Raw genomic sequence first — 16,808 nt, 5'->3', positions numbered from 1 at the left:
TTATGTATAAGGATATTTTAAACTTTCTATTAAAATTATTAAGTCCGCGGGAATTTTTATTACTTGGTATGGATTAGCAAAAAATTATATTTGGTGTTATTAAAAGTATTTTAGTTGTTAAGAACTTGAATTCTCCTTCTTTGACAGACATCAAAAAAATCATTTAAGTTGAAACTTAGAAGGTAATCGATTTTTAAATTTTTATCGTCTAACATTATTCTAATTATTGTATCCACTAAACTAATTGGTCTATTTTGTAATAATATTGTTTCAAATGTCAAATTGAGAGCAATGTCTTTGTAGTCAGAATCATCAACTAAAGTAACGTTCCCTCTTTGGATTATTTTTTCAAATTCCTCCATCCACTGTCTTCTTTTTGAAAAACGTGTATTTAAAGATTCATAGAGTGTTGGATAGGGGATTAATACATTTCCAAGTTCTAAAAACTCAGAAAGATTATTAGCATCAATATGGTATTTATCTCTTGAGTCAAATAAAGCGTACCAATATCCAGTATCAATAATTATATTATTCATCTCCGTCTATTATATCCTCACCTTTTTGACCATAACCTTCCCAAGGAGTAGCTTTCCTATTTCCAATAATAAATTTTCCACTGACTTTTTTTATGCCTTTGTCAGTTCTCATTCTAATTACATAAACTCTATCACCAGGTTTAAAATTTACGGATTTTGTTAAATCTGCTTTTAAAATATCGAGAAGGTCTTCTTCTCCTCCATTGTATTGATAATTTAGGAACGCAATACTGTTTCCCGCCTCTTTCGCATTATTATTATCAAGCCAAGCATATAGATTTGGATAATCTCCTTTAATTCCTAAATCGTATGAAATCCATATAGATTTTATTATCATTTCTATTTTTTAATGTTATTGCTAATATATATCTAGTTTTTTATTTAAAAAAAATCAAATCTAATCAAAATTCAAACTTCTCATTTACGGAAAGCCTCAAAGGTCCAAATTATTCCCCTTTCCCGAAAGCCCCTCAAACTTCTCCGTCATAGTAGGGTTGCCTCTGGTGAGTTTTTTAATAGTCAAATCTTCCGCCTTATTATTGGCAAGGCGTAGGTTGTTTACGGATGCCAACAGACTGTCCTTTGTTTTTTGGAGATGATCCATTGTTTTGTCTATTTCCTCAATTGCGGTTTTAAATTGCCTGCTGGCCAAATCATAATTGCGGGCAAAGCCTTCCTTAAAGGTGTTTATTTTTTCCTCAAAATTGGTAATGTCCACATTTTGGTTTTTTATTAAACTGAGCTCTGCTTTGTATTGCATGGAGTTCATTGCCGCATTGCGAAGCAGGGTGATAATGGGAATGAAAAATTGGGGCCGCACCACGTACATTTTTTTACAGCGGTGCGATACATCTACTATGCCGGTGTTATAGAATTCATTGTCCGCTTCCAGTAAGGAAACGAGCACGGCGTATTCGCATTTTTTATCTGAGCGGTCCTTGTCCAGTTTTGCGAAGAAATCTTCATTTCGTTTTTTTGTGGCGGTCTCGTCGTTCTCATTTTTCATTTCGAACATAATGGAAATGATTTCATTGCCAGTTTCATCGAATTCCCGATAAATGAAATCTCCTTTGTTGCCGCCGCGGGCATCGTTGTCCTTTTCAAAATAGGCGTTTTGGAAGGCGGTGGCGCGCAGTTTGTTGAATTCGGCTTCGCAATGTTGTTCCAGGGTTTCGCCAATCATTTTTGTGGATAGCTTTTGCTTGAAGTCCTTTAGCCTATCAATTTCATCATCCTTCATTTTGATGGTTTCGTCCTTTACCATCAGTTGGGTTGAGAATTGTTCGCGAATGGATTTTTCAAGCAATTGCTTTTCGGTTTCCTTTATTTTAAGATCGCTGGCAAGGGTGTCGCGTTCTTTTTCGATGGCGCGGATGGCTTCGCCTACGGTTAGTTTTTTGTCGATTTCGGCATTTTGGATTTTGGATTTCATCTGGGATATCTCGGCTTCCTTTTTTGCCAGTTTTTCGGCAAGCGTACATTCGTTTTGATATTTAAGCTCGCTTATTTCCCTTTCCTTGGCGGCGAGTTTTTCGGCGAGTTCGCTGTTGCTTTTGGCTTTTAGTTGGATGAGTTCGTTATCCTTTTTTGAAAGTTGTTCCTGCAAGGCGTTTTTTATGTTAGCCTCGGCGAGTTTTACGGCGCTTTCCTTTTCCTTTTCGGCGAGATTTAGGCGGTTTTTTAGTTCGTGCTCAAATTCGTGGTCGCGGACTTGCTTTAGGATATCGGCAAATCCGGCTTCGTCTACTTTAAAGGCTTTTTTGCAACTGGGGCAGATTATTTCGTTCATTGTTTTATTATTCAGTTATTCTTTTTTTTAAATCCATTCTTTCGTGAAGTATTCTGGTTATTTCCACATAGTTTTCATTTAATTTTCGATAGAAAATAATATGTCGATTTGTTTTGAATGCGAATAGACTTTGGATAATTCCCTCATAGTTTTTCCCTAAAATTGGGTTTTCAGCTATTTCTTGACAGCTTGAAATTAGCATTTCGTAATATTTGTCGGCTTGATTTTCAGACCAAACTTCGAAAGTATAATCCCAAATCTGGGACAAATCCTCAACAGCTTTATTCGTTAATTCAAACTTAGCCATTTAAGTTTTTTTTCTTTTTCAAGGATTCGAGATGTTTTTTCGGGTCAAAATCGTGTGCAATTCCACTCTCTATTCCATCTTGAATTGCGGATCTTAATGCAATTACTTTAGTTTCTTCTTCTTCTAAAAGTCTTAATCCTGCGCGTATAACTTCGCTAACATTTTTAAATCGACCTTCCTTTATTCTGCTTTGAACGAATTCGTCAAAATAATTTCCGAGTGATATTGATGTGTTTTTACTCATTTTATTTCTATTTGATTCAAATGTACCAAAAATTGGTAATATTTGCAAAAGGATAAAATGTTGAATAGGTGTGCTTCGACAGGCTCAGCATGACGTTTAGTTAATTTTTAAATATGATGGGTGAATTGGTGAGTAGCGTAGGTGTGCTTCGACAGGCTCAGCATGACCTTTTGTGAATTTTTAAATATGGATGATTAATATACTTCTGCGATTACAACTCCCAAAGCTTCAGCATTATTGATATAAATTGAATAAACGCTAAGGTCTTCAATAATGAGCAAATTACCAGTTTTCAGAATATAATTTTCATTCATAAGTTGCAATTGCATAGTACCGGAAGTTGGAAATAAAAACAAAGTCTTGCAGGTTTCTTTTGGTTTTAGAACATAATTGTTACCTGCCTCCATTGCTATATGATATAACTCGCTTTGCTGCGAGCCAGTGGTCATTACATTAAAATCTATGCAGGTGCCTACGGCCGTGGTTTTCCAATCGCCGGAAAATGTATCTACCTCGAACGGTTTTAGATTTTTGCTGTATTGGCCTTCGTGGGTTATGTTTATTTCTCCCTCCAAAATCATAAGCTTGCGGTGCACTCCTGGCAAGGCCGTGAACGTTGAGGTTTCAACTTCCACTTTCGCGGTGCTTATTCTTATTTCAAAATTCCGTTCGGCATAAGTTGCGTCTGCTGGGTATATGTAAAGTTGGGTACTGCTTCCGCCCGACCATTTACTGGTAAGGAATTGTGCTGGCGAGAGAATCGTGGTTTTCAAGAGGGAGGAAATTTTATATTCAATAGATAATAAACAGCGGAGTTATCTATATTTTTCTTTGGTTATATTTTCGTTTTGTTCGGATAAATTTATGTCTCATATCGTCATAAAAAAGACTTGTTAATAAAATTCCTGCCCCGAACATGAGCGTATTCAGTTTTAAGTCGAGACTGGAATAAAGAAATCCGCCCACTATACCACCGAGAAAGAAAAAACAAATTATAAAGATTCGCAGTTTTATAGTGGATTTAATTTTAGCTCTATTAGGGTGGGATTTAGGGAAGAAGAGGTGCGATAGCTCAATTCCTAAATCGGTGAACAGTCCCGTTAGATGCGTTGTTCTGACAACTTCATTTGAAATTTTTGTAACGAAGGAGTTTTGGAGACCCATTGCGAAAAGTAGTAGACAAACAATTACATCGGGATATTTTATTTCTTCGGAATTGCTTGTGATTGCTATTGAAAATAGAATTAAAGATTCAATTATGGTTAATAGAACAAAAACGTTAGGTTTTCGATTTTCCTTAAATTTTTCGATTACAAAACTTGAAAAAAAGGACCCGAAAAGAAAGGAAAAAATATAAAGGAAGTAAACTGTTCCTTTCCAAAATTCGAAATTTGCGACATCATTAATAAAAAGAGCAAAATGACCGGTTACATTGGTTGTAAGTTGTTTAAAGGCTAAAATGCCAGTAACATTTACGATTCCGGCAACGAAAGACAAAATTATAGCAATGCGCAGGTTGTGCTTTAAAGTTCTGCTTCTGCCTTGATGTCTGAACATTTTAATGCCATTTAGTTGAGGACTTCAAATTGGGGGGTATTTATTTTAATTAAATAAATATCAAATGTAATGATATTTCGAATTAGCGATTTGCAATAGAATAATGCTTTTGGACTTTTTTCTATTTAACATATCATCAATAAACGGGGTTCACCTTTTTTTTCCTTTGGTGCGCGATGCAGGCAGGGGGGAACCATGCTTTCCGGATGATCAATTGCCAACCTCCATAAATGCCCGATGCCTAAACTGATGGGTTGCGCGTTAGGTAATTTCTGATAGTGGAGGTCAAAGAAGTTTTCGCTTAAAAAGTCTTCAAAACCATCATCTGCGCCGCCGTATAATTTTTTTAGTTTTTCGCGAATTTCCGGGATGAGCACTTTTTGAATGCCTTGTGAATTCGGTAAAATATCGCTGGGGGCGCCATGATAAGTGCATAAAAAAGTATCGGCGGGGATGGGGGCGCGATCTACGTGAAAGGAATAAACATCGGTTGGAAAAAAGGGGAAGGCGTCATCCCGTTCATAGTATTTTATAACATTCAGGGTTGGGGATGCGCCGTGGGCCTTCAATAATTTGAAGTCATTCAAAAGGATTTCGCGGGCGAGTTGGCCCTCTTCGCTTAATTTTAATTCCCGAAGTTCTTCTTCCTCAAGGGTTGTTATATTTTCGTGCAATTCGACCTTTTTGACGATTTCAGAAAAATCACCCAATAGTTCCCGCTTCCAACAAATTGCATTCACTTCTCCCTTAAAAGGAGTGGAAACCAGGTCGTGAAAATTGGAAACTTGTAGCATTTGGGTGGTCATTTTATTTGTTGATGGTTGATGGTTGATGGATTTTCCCTATTCTTCCCAGAAGCTGTGTGGTTTACACCTCATAGGCCATTTTGGCAAACTTGTTTCTATATTCAATTGGGGTTAGGCCGGTTATTTTTTTGAAAATATCGCGAAACGCTTTGGTGTCGGTATAACCTACATCGAACATTATTTCGGAAACATTTTTTCGGGAGGCTTCGAAGGATTTTTTGGCGGCTTCTATTCTCACCCGCTGCGTATATTCAATGGCGGTATTGTTGGTAGCGGCCTTAAACCTTCTTTCAAATGTCCGACGGCTTGTGCCAATTAAATTCGCCAGGTTTTCGATGGTTATTTTGTCTTCATAATTCGTTTCAATATAATCCTGCACCGTTTGTATTTCAGCATCCTCGTGGGTTCTTTGCCCCCTGAATATAGCGAATTGCGATTGGCTATCCCTTCCCATATCCAATGCAAAATATTTTGAAATCATTACCGCCGTTTCCCTGTCGGAATATTTTTCAATTAAATATAAAATGAGGTTCCACAAACTACTTGCACCGCCACTGCTGTAAATATTATCGTGTTCGGTTATGATGGCGCCGTCCTCAACTTCCACATCGGGATATTTTGCTTTGAACTCTTCAATATGCGCCCAATGGGTAGAGCATTTTTTGCCGTTCAGCAAGCCTGTTTCGGCCAAAAGAAAAGCACCGATGCAAAGACTGGCGAGGCTGGCGCCGTTGCCGTAAAGTTTTTTGAAATAGGGAACCGCTTCCGCATTGGCCTGTATTCCTTTATTGGTATCACCAAAGGTTGGGGGAATTATCAACAAATCGGTGTGGGTTACATTTTGAAGCAACCGATTGGTTTTTATAGTGTATTCGCCATTGTTTGCGGGAACGTATTCATTTAGGCCCACATATTCCACATTAAAAATGGGCTCTTTTCCAAAGGCACTTAAAAACTCATTGGCCGTGTTGAAACTGCGGAAAGGTGGCGTAATGGCTTCAATTACTCCGTATTCAGGTACAAAGACTGAAATTTGCATGATATGTAAAAATTAGATGCCCACTAAATTAGGAATTGTTTGTCATAATGAACCCCTAATGTTGTCATTTTCACTACGGTAATTTTTTTAAATGCTGTTGTAATTTTGAATATCAAATAATAATTAATAATGAATAATGAATAATGAATAATGAACAATAACCAATAACCAATAACCAATACCACACATTATGGAAAAAAACAAAATCATCTTTTGGACGGCGACGATTATTATCATTCTTTGGGAAGGGGTGATGCCGCTTAGCACGGTACTCTTTGCGCCGGAATATGTGAATGCGGGAACAAAACCACTGGGTTATCCTGATTATTTTGCCTATACGCTTATTTTCTGTAAAGTTTTGGGAGTGATTGCCATTGCTATTCCCAATATTCCAGCCAAGCTCAAGGAATGGGCGTATGCGGGTTTAAGCTTTAATTTAATCTTTGCCTTTATCAGCCACTCCTGTGTGGATAAAAATATTGGATATATGCTGATGCCGCTAGTGTTTTTGGGAATTTTGGCGGTTTCCTATATTTATAAAAATAAGATTTATAATAATTCCGCTTCCGGCTTACGGCAGAAAGCTTAACGCCTAAAATTTTTAATCATGAAAAACAACACAGTTTCATTACACAGAGTAATTAAGGCAAGCCCGGAAAACGTATTTCGGGCATTTGCAGACCCTATCGCCAACTCGTTTTGGTTTCCGCCATACGGTTTTCTTTGCACCGTTCAGCAAATGGATTTTATAGTTGGAGGTACTTTTAAAATGACCTTTATTAATTTCAGTACCGGCAACGGGCATTCCTTTGGTGGAGAATATTTGGAAATTAGCCCGAATGAATTAATTAAATATTCCGATAGGTTTGACGACCCAAATCTGCCCGGGGAAATGACCACCACCGTAACGCTAAAAGAAGTTTCGTGCGGGACGGAGCTTCGCATTTTACAGGAAGGAATTCCCGAACAAATCCCTGTGAAAATGTGCTATTTGGGTTGGCAGGAATCACTGCAAAAATTGATAAAACTGGTGGAGCCTGAAATTCCGGATGCTTAAAGTTTATTCAATATTCAATGCTCTATTTTCAATTTTCAATTAATAATAATATGGTTTTTATAACCTTTCCCGGAAATTGTAAAAAGGCACTCACGTTTTACCAATCCTGTTTTGGAGGCAATGTGAAATTCGAACCTTTTCCTTCCGAACTGCAGCATTTCAATGAAATAGTTGTAAGCGGCTCATTGCTTTCCGAAAAAATAATCATCCACGGGTCCGACTTGGTGCACACTGAAGGAAGAAAACTGGGAAATTCTATAGCTATTTTTTTCGGTTGTAATAATGTTTTGGACAGAACGGAACTTGTTGCAAAACTGGCAAAGGATAAAAAGAGATTTTTAAAAGAGAATTGCTCCGACCAAAAGCTTATTGAACTCACGGATGCTTTTGATGTTCGGTGGGTGCTTGGGGTAAATGAAGAATAGGGATTTTGAAATAGGGATTTGGGATGGTGAACCTCACGAAGTACCAGTTCCGTTTATAGCCGAGGTGTTATTCTTGAATTTATTTCTTGTCCTTGTTTTCAGAATAAACAAAGTAACTATGTATAATAAAACTATGGCGAAGGGAATAGCTATAAATCTATATTCCGGGAGTAGATACCATAGTGCTACTAATACTATAGTTCTTGTTAATGCATGGAAAATGCCCACCCAATGTTTTATGATCCACGAAAATGGCAGCCACATCAATCCGGTTAAAATTCCAACTGTCATTGGTAGGGAAGTGTAGTCAAGGAGGAAAAAGGGAATGGCTATTGAATAGACCAATATTGCCTGCCCGGCTGTAAAAAGGAAGAGGTTATCGAATTCATTTTTTGGTTTGCTTTTATCCAGAAAATTTTCACCGGTGAATTTTGAAAGGAATAGTCCAAGGTACACAATGCTACCTGTGCCAATAAAAATGGTCCAAACCGCTATAAAGTCAGAGAAAAAAATTCCGGCAAACCCGATGATTGTCCAAACAATCAACCCCGCTAAAGGGGTGGCCAAAAATTTTTGATTGGAAAATTCAATGCGCTGTTCCTCAAGTGTTCTTTTCATTGGCTTTTGGGTTTATAAACTTATAGTTTTAATTAAATAGATTTTGAATTCCCTCCACCTTTTTATTTAGGGAATCCAAGGTTGAGGATGCATCCTTTACAATGGAATCAGCTTTTTTAAGGCTCCTTTGGGTTTCCGGCAAAATGGAATCTAATTCAGTTATTTTCTCAAGATTTTCATTTAACATTGCATCGAGTTCCTCGGCATGTGAATTTAATCGATTCAATTCTTCTTCAGCTTTGCGGCCATATTCACACGAGGTAAAAAAAGTACCAACTATTAGCGCCAATATTATACTTAATTTAAGCTTCATTACATTTTTTTTGAATTAGGCGCAAAGATACGGCATCGGACGGACAACAAACGTTTCCAAATCGGAATAAGGCTTTATTTTCGGACCTTTTTTGAATTTCCGTCGGCCAATTCTTATTTTTTATTTTATAACAACGACTAGTGAAAATTTATTATTTCAACCCACCGAATCTACTTTGCGTCAATACTTCTAAAAGTAAGATTAATTCGAGGCGTTTGCACTTTAGTGGTTGGGGGCAAGCGGTGTAACCAATGGGTTTGGGTTGTGCCAGTCATAATCAAAAGGCTTCCGTGCTCCAGATTTAGGGAAATGGTCTCCTTCGTTTTCTTGTGCTTAAATGCAAATTTGCGTTCCGCGCCAAAACTTACCGAGCCGATGGCGGCATTTTTTTTCAAATCCTTTTCGGCATCACTGTGCCACGCCATTCCCTCCTCGCCCGAATGGTATAGGTTCAGCAGGCAGCTATTGAAGGTTTCACAGCTTTTTTCTTCTACGATTTTCTTTATTTCCAATAATTCTGGTGTCCACGGTAGGGCTTTTTTGGTCACTTTGGAGTAAGTGTATTCAAAATCGCGGTCGCCGTACCATGCCGCTTTGCGTTTTGTGATTATTTTTTTTCCAAAGATGATTGCCTCATCGTTTTTCCAGTCAATGGTGCGAAGCAGAATTTTATAATAATTATTGGCTTTTTCTTCAGAAAAAATTCTTCCGAAATAATTTACAATTCCATCCTGCGGTAGAAGGTTGCGACCGCTGTCCATTTCAAAATTGAATAACTCCATGCGTCAAAGCTATCACAAAAATTGAAGAAGGGAAAGTCTGCCCAAAAGGAATTTATACTATCTTAGAGCTTCATTTTGAGGCTGAAGGCGGATGATAGATGGAAGAATCCCGATTTGTCAAAAACAATTAAAAATTCACAATAAACAATACACCGAATGAGCCTTCCATTAATTATTCTTGTCCTCCTAATTATCCTTGGCATTATAGTCGTTTTTATTTACAACCGTTTCGTGAAAAACCGAAATGTGGTGAAGGACGCGTGGAGCAATATTGACGTGGCGCTAAAACGACGCTACGACCTGATTCCAAATCTCGTGGAAACCGTAAAAGGTTATGCCGCCCATGAAAGAAATACTTTGGAAAACGTGATAAAGGCCAGAAACGCTGCAATGTCCGTTCCGCCAGATGAAATAAACGCAAAGATAAATGCCGAAAACCAGCTGCAGCAAACCCTTCGCAGTCTTTTTGCCTTGGGGGAAGCCTACCCAGATTTAAAGGCGAACACCAATTATTTAGACCTGCAGCAAAAGCTGAGCGAAATTGAGGAAAATCTTGAACGGAGTCGCCGATATTACAATGGCACCGTTCGTGAAAACAATATCTATGGCGAAAGCTTTCCCGGCGTACTTGTTGCGGGAATTTTCCGGTATCAACATTTTGAGTTTTTTGAAACCGATGAGGTTAGTAGGGAGAATGTTAAGGTTAGTTTGTAAATAGGTTAGTTTGTGAATAGGTTAGTCTGTGAATAGGTTAATATGTGAATAGGTTTTTTTGTGAATAAGTTATTACGGAAATATGTGACTACTTCGATGGGCACGGCTCGGCATTTTTTAATAAATAATTTCGCTTTAAGCAATTCCCCAGTTTTTTAAATACACATTGAAACAATAAAATCTCTCGAAATGAATTTTTTAAGAAATAACATTAACCGCCATAAAGCGCTGATTACTCTAATTTGCGGGGTTTTATTTTTTTTGAAAGGATTTTCACAGGACTTTGAAGTGAAGCAGAGCAAGGTTGATATTTACATCAGCGAGGAGGGTTATTTTGATGTGGTTGAAAATTACGACTTAAACTTCACGGCCTATAAACACGGTATTTACAGAGATATACAGTTGAAATATGATTTACTAACCGAGGATAGTACAAAGGAAAAACGCAGAATAAAAATAGAAAATGTAGATGTTCCAAACCACAAATATGAGTCAGATCCAGATTTTGTCCAAAAGTTAAGCGATAACCTTCAAATAAAAATTGGCGATAAGGACGTTACCATTATCGGGCCACAGCATTATCAAATAAAATATCGGGTTTATAACGCATTTTTATTTGAGGATGACCAAATATATTTTTACTGGAATATTAAGCCCGACGGATGGAACGCAACTTTCAATCAGCTTGACTTCACAATCCATTTGCCGGCAAGCATAAATTCAGGTTTAGAGGATATTATTGTGTATTCGGGAGTTACCGGAAATAATATTCCCAGCACCCAATTTGATGTGAATTACAGTGACGGGGTTTTTACTGCAAAAAGCAATGCCACATTTTTTTCGATGCCCGGCAGCAGTGTTACGGTATTGCTGAAACTTCCGCCCGGATCAATTGCGGAAATAAAACCATTGTGGCCATTTTGGAGCGAATACGGGTGGACGCTAATTCTTGGCGTATTGTTGCTAGGGTTTTACTGGATTTGGAACAAATATGGCAAAGATGAAAGGGTAGTGGCCACAACCAGCTATTTTCCGCCGAACGGAATGGATCCCGCAATGGCAGGGTTTTTAATAGACGATGATGAAGACACCAAAGATCTCATTTCTTTGATCCCACATTGGGGCGCGCGCGGAATTATTAAAATGGAGCAGCTGGAAAAAAAGGGTTGGCTCGGCAGCGACGATACAAAATTAACGCGATTGCGGCCCTTACCTTCGGATGCACCGGATTATGAAGAGGAAATATTCAACGGGCTCTTCGGAAGCAATAATGAAATTGGCGAAAAGGAAGTTTTAATCAGCAGTTTGAAGGATACTTTCTACACAAAAATGGCAAGTGCGAAAACGAAGCTAAAGGCCAAAGCCCAAATCTACTACGAAGCCCAAGCCAAAAAAATGCAGACAAAAACAATTATTGGCGTATTGCTCATAGCAGTTATTTTATTTGTGTTATTCCTGCTCACGTGGGGCTTATGGGCTGCTTTGGCAGTGATTCCCATTACTATTTTTCTGTTGTTTATGACCGTTTATTTGGTGAAGAAAAATGATAAGGGCAACGAGGTTTTTTCCGAATTGAAAGGTTTTAGGCAATTTATAAAAGTAGCAGAGGAAAACAAACTGAAAATGCTTTTAAAAGACAGTCCCAATTATTTTGAAACTACCATGGGTTACGCCCTCGCCTTCGGATTGTTCGATCAATGGGCACAAAAGTTTGAAGCGCTTAATTTGCAACCGCCCAGTTGGTACACTTCTTATGCAGGGGCTTACACTATGCACAATTTCGCAAATTCATTCTCCAGTTCCATTTCATCGGCACAATCAACTATGGTCAGTTCACCCTCAAGAAGCAGTTCTGGCGGAGGATCGTCAGGTGGAGGTTTTGGTGGCGGTGGCGGTGGAAGCTGGTAATATTCATATTTAAAGTATGTGATTGGGAATAACGGCAAGTGAAATACTTTTTGAAAAGACTTCTTTTTCAAAATATATATATAAACAACTAAACCGAACCGTTATGACAACCCGTAGAAAATTCATCAAGCAGGTAGCTGTTTCTACCGCCGGCACCATTTTATTGCCCACTCCTTCCTTCGGCAACATTTTTACTCCCAAAGCAAAATCAGTTATCATTATCGGTGCAGGTTTCGCCGGACTTGCCGCAGCTAATAAACTGAAACAGCGCAATATTGATTGCATTGTTTTGGAAAGCCGTCCGCGCATTGGCGGCCGTGTTTTTTCGCATAAAATGGATACTGATTTAGTGGTAGAACTCGGAGGCGAATGGGTGGGAAATTCGCATACGCGCATTCACGAATTGTGCGGCGAGTTGAATTTGGAACTTCAAAATAACCAGTTTGATACGCATATGATTTACAAAGGCGAATATTCCCCGGCTGGGAAATGGGATTATAGCGACACTTGGAACAACACAATGAAAAAAATGCTGAAGGATTATGGGAATCTTACAGAAAAGGATAAGTTGGTAATGGATAAAATGGATTGGTGGCGCTATTTGGTTCAAAATGGTTGCGACGGTCGCGATTTGGATATCCGCGAACTTTTAGACAGCACCGATTTTGGGGAAAGCATCCGGCAGGTTTCATCATTCGCGGCCTTGGCGGAATATGCTGAAAGCAGTGAAAAGAACGAAATGGATCTAAAAATAAAAGGTGGCAACGGAATGCTTGCCGAACGTCTTTCGGAAAAAATAGGAAAGGAAAAAATTCTGCTGAAACACACCGTAAGCAAAATTGTGCAGGATGGAAAAGTGAAGGTCTATTGCGATAACGGAACTATGTTCGAAGCCGATAAACTTATTTGCACTATCCCAACTTTTGCGATGAACAAAATAGATTGGCAACCGGGTTTGCCCACGGAAAAAGTGAGCGCCATCAACGAATTGCAATACGCCCGAATCAACAAACACGCAATGTTGTTCAACGATCGGTTCTGGAAGGATGAAAGCTTTGATATGATTACAGACCAAAGTCCGCATTATTTTTACCACGCCACCAAAAACCAAAAGTCTGATAAAGGCGTGCTTATTTCGTATAGTATTGGTGAAAAGGCTGCGGTAATGGCAAACCAAAATGATGCTTGGAATGCAAAGATGGTTTCCGAAACCTTAACTCCGCATTTTGGTGATGTGTCTGGCAAATTGAACAAGCAAGTAAATTATTATTGGGGCACGGACCATTATTCCAAAGAGGGGCTACGCTATGTATGGAAAAGACCAATGGTTTAGGGTGCGTCCTATTTTGCAGGAATCATTTTTACACACCCAATTTGCCGGCGAACATTTGGCGGATTGGCAAGGATTTATGGAAGGCGCGATAAATACTGGAGAAGAAGCGGCCGAGAAGGTTTGAGGTTTTTTAAAATCTTTTAATCCCAACTTGGATTCATATAATTATAAATTGTGATTTCATAAATAAAGAATCACGGAATCAATCATAATCTGGAATATTTAAGCCTAAAATAATGTTTCGGTTTAAGCATAAAATTCCACCGTTCAATATCGGTTTTACAATTCCCGAGCCACCGCGATCAGTTAATCTTTCCCGGTGTTTTTGGGTTAAGAATGGGTCATCGTCAAAAATCACATCATCAATATAGTATTCATTTTTGTTTGGTTCCTTCACAGTTAAATGAATATGTTCGGGCTCCTTTGCGTTTGGATATGCCGCTGGCCTAGATGTGAAAAAGGTGTACTTGCCCGTTTTATCGGTTTTGATCCACCCCCGAATATAGCCGTGTCTTTTTGCCCACCCGATTTCATTTCCGTTTGTTGCATAAATACCCTTTCTGTTAGTGTGGTAAATGTACACGATAACATTTTCCGCAGGGGTTTTTCCATCATTTTCAAATACGGTTCCCGTGAGTTTTAGTTTTGGTTCGGTTTTTTCAAAATCCGGAAGCGTATCAACAGGGGATAATGGTTGGTTTCCGTATTCAAAAATTGCCTCACAACCTTCGCAGGGTCCGCCCACTACAATATGGGAACTGGCTTTTTCAGCTTTCTTGGTTTGCGATTCGCAGGATGAAAAGGTGATAATAAATATGAATAGAGCAGCAAAAACTTTCATAATTTTTAATTTTAAATTAATGTATAAGTCTTTGTTTGTTAGTGGTTTGTTACTGGATTTTGAAGATATTATCTTTTTTAATAATTCACATAAACCCACCCAATGAATGGTTCGAGGTATTTTGGATCGTTTAGAACCAAAACGTAATAATAGGTGCCCACGGGAACGGTGCTTCCGGTAAAAAGCAGTCCTTTTGTAGCCACGCCATCCCAAAAACCATCTGTATTTTGGGCGGTGTGAATTAAGTTGCCGTCGCGGGAGTAGATGTTCAGTTCAAAATTTTGGTAAATATTCAAAAGGTTGCTTATCTCGAATTCATCATTTATACCATCATTATTCGGCGAAAAACCTTGCGGAATGAACGGCGCACAGTTTTCCGTAGTCAATAAAAAGGAAGCGGTGGCAAAACAGATTTCGTTTTCCAAGCGCACAAAAATGGTTTGCGGATCGGTACTGTTTTGATATTCGGAAGGATTGGAGATGGGGTTTGTGTTTTGCAAAGCATCTTCGGAAGTTGTAAAATATTGAATTAAATCTGCTGCCCCAATTCCAATTAATTCATTTTGAATAGTCAGATCGAAAACAGCGGTATCAAAACCTTTATCGCACTCCAATAAATCGGGCAAATTGGGAATTGGCGGAATGCTTTCAAATGAAATGGTTTGTGTAAAATTATTGTTATCCTCACGAAGTTCTTCCACGCTGCCGATACCGTTTCCGTCATCGTCCACGACTGCCGTGATTGTAAAGGTATCGGGAAGATTATCCAAAAGAATTAATTCGATTTCCCCATTTTCACTACCATTTATGGGAATGGATTGCCGTGTCTGCGAAAGCCCTAATAAAACTTCTTCAACATAAAAGGCAATTGAAGTATTCGCGGGCAAGGGGCCGGTGGATTCCAGATTATAAACCGTAAACGGCAACATTAACGCCCTGTCTCGGCAAGCGGAAATTTCCGGCAGTTCAATGGTGGCATCGGGCAAAGGGCAGGGAAGTATTTCCACGGTAAAACTGTCAATAAGAAAGCAATCGGGGTTTGAAACGCGGATGAAAATGGTCTGCGGGTTTTCAGTATTCTGAAAAGATTCTGGGTCGAGGATTGGGTTTTCGTTATTTTGGGCGTCTTCTTCGTTTAGGTGAAAACTCAATCCATAAATTGGGTCTATTTGCGAAGTCGCTTCAGTTAGATCAAAAAATTCTTCGCCAATTACATCACAGGTTTCCAGATTTTGAAGTCCCGTAATTACCGGATTTAAAAGCAAATGAATTGGGGTTTCGTCTTCGTTGTTATCCTCATTTATTTCTGAAATGATTCCCGTTCCATTGCCCGTATCGTCAACTACGGCTTTCAACATAAAATCAGCATCGATATTGTTGGGGATAGTGAAGACAATACTTCCATTTTCCTGTCCACCAATAGGAATAATTGCTCTGGTTTCAGATTGTGCAACAAGAGTTTCATCGGCATAAAATGCAATGGGAATACCGGCGGGTAAAATATCGGTACTGTTTAAATTAAAAACCGTATAATCCACACTCATTTCCCGATTACCACATTCCGTACCCCCAATTATCGTGTCCATGGAAATGGTTGCATCGGGTAATTCGGTATTTAAAACTGTGATAATGTTGTTTATCATCACGAAATCCTGTCCGCTGGTAAGCTGAATGTTGGCTGTGGTATCTCCCGGATTTATATAGTTGGAAATGGGATATACATCAATATCCATATTATAAAGAACGCTGCTGCCCGTGAAACTGTTGGTGCCATTGAAGGCATTATCTGCGGGGTTTAGTGGCGGATTGCTAAGAATATTTCCATTGATTCGAAGGGTTTCGTTTACCGATATTCCCCGATCGCCTTCCCAGGCAAGAAACCCAATTTTGGCGCCCACATTGTCCAAAACCAGAAGATTGTTTAGCGTTATTTCTAAAGTCTGGTTGTTACGGGAAACGCTTTCCAAACCGTCAAAAATATTTACTTGGTTATTGGGGAGTGCCGCATCTTCATAAACCACAGTTACCGCCCAACCTCCGAAATTAGTTCCGGAACCCGGGGGGCTGCAGTAGGCGGGAATCACAAGCGTGAGATCCAAATCGGATAGGGTATAGTTGCCGTTGCCGGTGGTTTGGATTTGTTCGGTAATTTCGGCAAAGGCGGAAAAATAGATATAATCTTGGCCGCCATTGTTGTAAATTTCAGTGAAGGTGCGTTGTGCGGTTATCGTTTCCTGATTGAAGGTAACGTTAAAATCTCCCGGACCCGAGCCTGCCCAATACAGATATGCGGCAATAACGCTTTGGTTGGGTTGCAATTGAAACTCTGCGCTGTTGCCCGTAAGGATTGCACACTCACCGCCGGCTCCGTTTTCTTCAATATTTAAGGTATTGCCAAAAGCGGTGTAATCATAATGGCCGTTAAATTGTTTGAATAGCGCAATATCCTGTGGGAATACCGTCGCGGAAATAAGCAGGATACATATTAAAAATAATTTCTTCAAAAAATAACGAGAATTGAATGCCAGCTAAATATAGG

The 16,808-nt window shown here is 39.0% G+C and carries 21 protein-coding genes; 7 read left to right on the top strand and 14 right to left on the bottom strand.

The annotated features are described in order from the left end of the window. Nucleotides 1–110: 110 nt before the first annotated feature. From QRD02_RS11205 to QRD02_RS11165, 9 genes are all read right to left on the bottom strand, one after another. A complete protein-coding gene (locus QRD02_RS11205; protein ID WP_290255045.1) occupies nt 111–536 on the bottom strand; it encodes a type II toxin-antitoxin system VapC family toxin in 426 nt (141 codons plus the stop codon). After that, on the bottom strand, nt 529–873 hold the full coding sequence (locus QRD02_RS11200; protein ID WP_290255044.1) for a hypothetical protein: 345 nt from the start codon (nt 871–873) through the stop codon (nt 529–531). The genes QRD02_RS11205 and QRD02_RS11200 overlap by 8 nt, the downstream gene beginning before the upstream one ends. Before the next feature lie 96 nt (nt 874–969). Next, entirely contained in the window at nt 970–2,325 is a 1,356-nt protein-coding gene (locus QRD02_RS11195; RefSeq protein ID WP_290255043.1) for a DUF2130 domain-containing protein, read from the bottom strand. Nucleotides 2,326–2,332: 7 nt separating this feature from the next. Next, nucleotides 2,333–2,632, bottom strand: coding sequence for a type II toxin-antitoxin system RelE/ParE family toxin (locus QRD02_RS11190; protein ID WP_290255042.1), 300 nt, complete (start codon nt 2,630–2,632; stop codon nt 2,333–2,335). Continuing rightward, a complete protein-coding gene (locus QRD02_RS11185; RefSeq protein WP_290255041.1) occupies nt 2,625–2,876 on the bottom strand; it encodes a type II toxin-antitoxin system ParD family antitoxin in 252 nt (83 codons plus the stop codon). The genes QRD02_RS11190 and QRD02_RS11185 overlap by 8 nt, the downstream gene beginning before the upstream one ends. Nucleotides 2,877–3,070: 194 nt before the next feature. Beyond that, nucleotides 3,071–3,649 (bottom strand): HutD/Ves family protein, encoded by a 579-nt coding sequence (locus QRD02_RS11180; protein ID WP_290255039.1) that lies wholly within the window; start codon nt 3,647–3,649, stop codon nt 3,071–3,073. Between the two features lie 46 nt (nt 3,650–3,695). Next, the gene (locus QRD02_RS11175) at nt 3,696–4,433 is read right to left on the bottom strand and encodes a YoaK family protein (protein ID WP_290255038.1); all 738 of its coding nucleotides are present in this window, start codon (nt 4,431–4,433) and stop codon (nt 3,696–3,698) included. Nucleotides 4,434–4,558: 125 nt separating this feature from the next. After that, nucleotides 4,559–5,227: a hypothetical protein gene (locus tag QRD02_RS11170; RefSeq protein WP_290255037.1), complete on the bottom strand. Its 669-nt coding sequence runs from the start codon at nt 5,225–5,227 to the stop codon at nt 4,559–4,561. Nucleotides 5,228–5,300: 73 nt separating this feature from the next. Then, complete coding sequence (locus QRD02_RS11165; protein WP_290255036.1) at nt 5,301–6,278, bottom strand: GlxA family transcriptional regulator; 978 nt, start codon at nt 6,276–6,278, stop codon at nt 5,301–5,303. Between the two features lie 190 nt (nt 6,279–6,468). Between QRD02_RS11165 and QRD02_RS11160 the strand changes: the two genes are divergently transcribed. The 3 genes from QRD02_RS11160 to QRD02_RS11150 are packed head-to-tail and all read left to right on the top strand — an operon-like array spanning nt 6,469 to nt 7,760. Further along, complete coding sequence (locus QRD02_RS11160) at nt 6,469–6,867, top strand: DoxX family protein (protein ID WP_290255035.1); 399 nt, start codon at nt 6,469–6,471, stop codon at nt 6,865–6,867. Between the two features lie 18 nt (nt 6,868–6,885). Next, entirely contained in the window at nt 6,886–7,335 is a 450-nt protein-coding gene (locus tag QRD02_RS11155) for an SRPBCC family protein (RefSeq protein WP_290255034.1), read from the top strand. 50 nt (nt 7,336–7,385) lie between these two features. Beyond that, nucleotides 7,386–7,760 carry a VOC family protein gene (locus QRD02_RS11150; protein ID WP_290255033.1) on the top strand — a complete coding sequence of 125 codons (375 nt, stop codon included), beginning with the start codon at nt 7,386–7,388 and terminating at the stop codon, nt 7,758–7,760. A 33-nt stretch (nt 7,761–7,793) separates the two neighbouring features. Here QRD02_RS11150 and QRD02_RS11145 read toward each other — a convergent pair whose 3' ends face one another. The 3 genes from QRD02_RS11145 to QRD02_RS11135 all read right to left on the bottom strand — a co-directional run bounded on the left by QRD02_RS11145 (nt 7,794) and on the right by QRD02_RS11135 (nt 9,473). Then, nucleotides 7,794–8,378: a DUF7010 family protein gene (locus QRD02_RS11145; protein ID WP_290255032.1), complete on the bottom strand. Its 585-nt coding sequence runs from the start codon at nt 8,376–8,378 to the stop codon at nt 7,794–7,796. A gap of 28 nt (nt 8,379–8,406) precedes the next feature. Then, nucleotides 8,407–8,691: a DUF1732 domain-containing protein gene (locus QRD02_RS11140; RefSeq protein ID WP_290255031.1), complete on the bottom strand. Its 285-nt coding sequence runs from the start codon at nt 8,689–8,691 to the stop codon at nt 8,407–8,409. 170 nt (nt 8,692–8,861) lie between these two features. Continuing rightward, entirely contained in the window at nt 8,862–9,473 is a 612-nt protein-coding gene (locus tag QRD02_RS11135; RefSeq protein ID WP_290255030.1) for an alpha-ketoglutarate-dependent dioxygenase AlkB family protein, read from the bottom strand. Nucleotides 9,474–9,629: 156 nt separating this feature from the next. Here QRD02_RS11135 and QRD02_RS11130 point away from each other — a divergent pair, with 156 nt between their 5' ends. The 4 genes from QRD02_RS11130 (at nt 9,630) to QRD02_RS11115 (ending at nt 13,552) form a co-directional block, all read left to right on the top strand. Beyond that, the gene (locus tag QRD02_RS11130; protein ID WP_290255029.1) at nt 9,630–10,187 is read left to right on the top strand and encodes a LemA family protein; all 558 of its coding nucleotides are present in this window, start codon (nt 9,630–9,632) and stop codon (nt 10,185–10,187) included. Between the two features lie 189 nt (nt 10,188–10,376). After that, nucleotides 10,377–12,095: a DUF2207 domain-containing protein gene (locus tag QRD02_RS11125; RefSeq protein ID WP_290255028.1), complete on the top strand. Its 1,719-nt coding sequence runs from the start codon at nt 10,377–10,379 to the stop codon at nt 12,093–12,095. A 103-nt stretch (nt 12,096–12,198) separates the two neighbouring features. Beyond that, a complete protein-coding gene (locus QRD02_RS11120) occupies nt 12,199–13,428 on the top strand; it encodes a flavin monoamine oxidase family protein (protein WP_290255027.1) in 1,230 nt (409 codons plus the stop codon). Further along, nucleotides 13,403–13,552, top strand: a complete 150-nt coding sequence (locus QRD02_RS11115) for an FAD-dependent oxidoreductase (protein ID WP_290255026.1) — start codon at nt 13,403–13,405, stop codon at nt 13,550–13,552. The genes QRD02_RS11120 and QRD02_RS11115 overlap by 26 nt, the downstream gene beginning before the upstream one ends. A gap of 78 nt (nt 13,553–13,630) precedes the next feature. Here the strand turns inward: QRD02_RS11115 and QRD02_RS11110 are convergent, their stop codons facing one another. Further along, on the bottom strand, nt 13,631–14,269 hold the full coding sequence (locus tag QRD02_RS11110) for a dioxygenase family protein (protein ID WP_290255025.1): 639 nt from the start codon (nt 14,267–14,269) through the stop codon (nt 13,631–13,633). A 77-nt stretch (nt 14,270–14,346) separates the two neighbouring features. Then, nucleotides 14,347–16,773, bottom strand: coding sequence for a T9SS type B sorting domain-containing protein (locus QRD02_RS11105; protein ID WP_290255024.1), 2,427 nt, complete (start codon nt 16,771–16,773; stop codon nt 14,347–14,349). Between the last annotated feature and the right edge of the window lie 35 nt (nt 16,774–16,808).

It is taken from the genome of Aequorivita aurantiaca (assembly GCF_030410135.1).
In the GTDB taxonomy this organism is placed as follows: domain Bacteria; phylum Bacteroidota; class Bacteroidia; order Flavobacteriales; family Flavobacteriaceae; genus Aequorivita; species Aequorivita aurantiaca.
This window is presented reverse-complemented; position numbering and strand designations above follow the sequence as displayed.

Bases quoted from the DNA above. Each gene is read 5' to 3' on its own strand.
- QRD02_RS11200 (WP_290255044.1), bottom strand. From the start codon at position 873: ATGATAATAAAATCTATATGGATTTCATACGATTTAGGAATTAAAGGA.
- QRD02_RS11140 (WP_290255031.1), bottom strand. From the start codon at position 8,691: ATGAAGCTTAAATTAAGTATAATATTGGCGCTAATAGTTGGTACTTTT.
- QRD02_RS11195 (WP_290255043.1), bottom strand. From the start codon at position 2,325: ATGAACGAAATAATCTGCCCCAGTTGCAAAAAAGCCTTTAAAGTAGAC.
- QRD02_RS11110 (WP_290255025.1), bottom strand. From the start codon at position 14,269: ATGAAAGTTTTTGCTGCTCTATTCATATTTATTATCACCTTTTCATCC.
- QRD02_RS11130 (WP_290255029.1), top strand. From the start codon at position 9,630: ATGAGCCTTCCATTAATTATTCTTGTCCTCCTAATTATCCTTGGCATT.
- QRD02_RS11205 (WP_290255045.1), bottom strand. From the start codon at position 536: ATGAATAATATAATTATTGATACTGGATATTGGTACGCTTTATTTGAC.
- QRD02_RS11185 (WP_290255041.1), bottom strand. From the start codon at position 2,876: ATGAGTAAAAACACATCAATATCACTCGGAAATTATTTTGACGAATTC.
- QRD02_RS11115 (WP_290255026.1), top strand. From the start codon at position 13,403: ATGTATGGAAAAGACCAATGGTTTAGGGTGCGTCCTATTTTGCAGGAA.
- QRD02_RS11145 (WP_290255032.1), bottom strand. From the start codon at position 8,378: ATGAAAAGAACACTTGAGGAACAGCGCATTGAATTTTCCAATCAAAAA.
- QRD02_RS11170 (WP_290255037.1), bottom strand. From the start codon at position 5,227: ATGCTACAAGTTTCCAATTTTCACGACCTGGTTTCCACTCCTTTTAAG.
- QRD02_RS11190 (WP_290255042.1), bottom strand. From the start codon at position 2,632: ATGGCTAAGTTTGAATTAACGAATAAAGCTGTTGAGGATTTGTCCCAG.
- QRD02_RS11155 (WP_290255034.1), top strand. From the start codon at position 6,886: ATGAAAAACAACACAGTTTCATTACACAGAGTAATTAAGGCAAGCCCG.
- QRD02_RS11125 (WP_290255028.1), top strand. From the start codon at position 10,377: ATGAATTTTTTAAGAAATAACATTAACCGCCATAAAGCGCTGATTACT.
- QRD02_RS11175 (WP_290255038.1), bottom strand. From the start codon at position 4,433: ATGTTCAGACATCAAGGCAGAAGCAGAACTTTAAAGCACAACCTGCGC.
- QRD02_RS11120 (WP_290255027.1), top strand. From the start codon at position 12,199: ATGACAACCCGTAGAAAATTCATCAAGCAGGTAGCTGTTTCTACCGCC.
- QRD02_RS11160 (WP_290255035.1), top strand. From the start codon at position 6,469: ATGGAAAAAAACAAAATCATCTTTTGGACGGCGACGATTATTATCATT.
- QRD02_RS11135 (WP_290255030.1), bottom strand. From the start codon at position 9,473: ATGGAGTTATTCAATTTTGAAATGGACAGCGGTCGCAACCTTCTACCG.
- QRD02_RS11150 (WP_290255033.1), top strand. From the start codon at position 7,386: ATGGTTTTTATAACCTTTCCCGGAAATTGTAAAAAGGCACTCACGTTT.
- QRD02_RS11165 (WP_290255036.1), bottom strand. From the start codon at position 6,278: ATGCAAATTTCAGTCTTTGTACCTGAATACGGAGTAATTGAAGCCATT.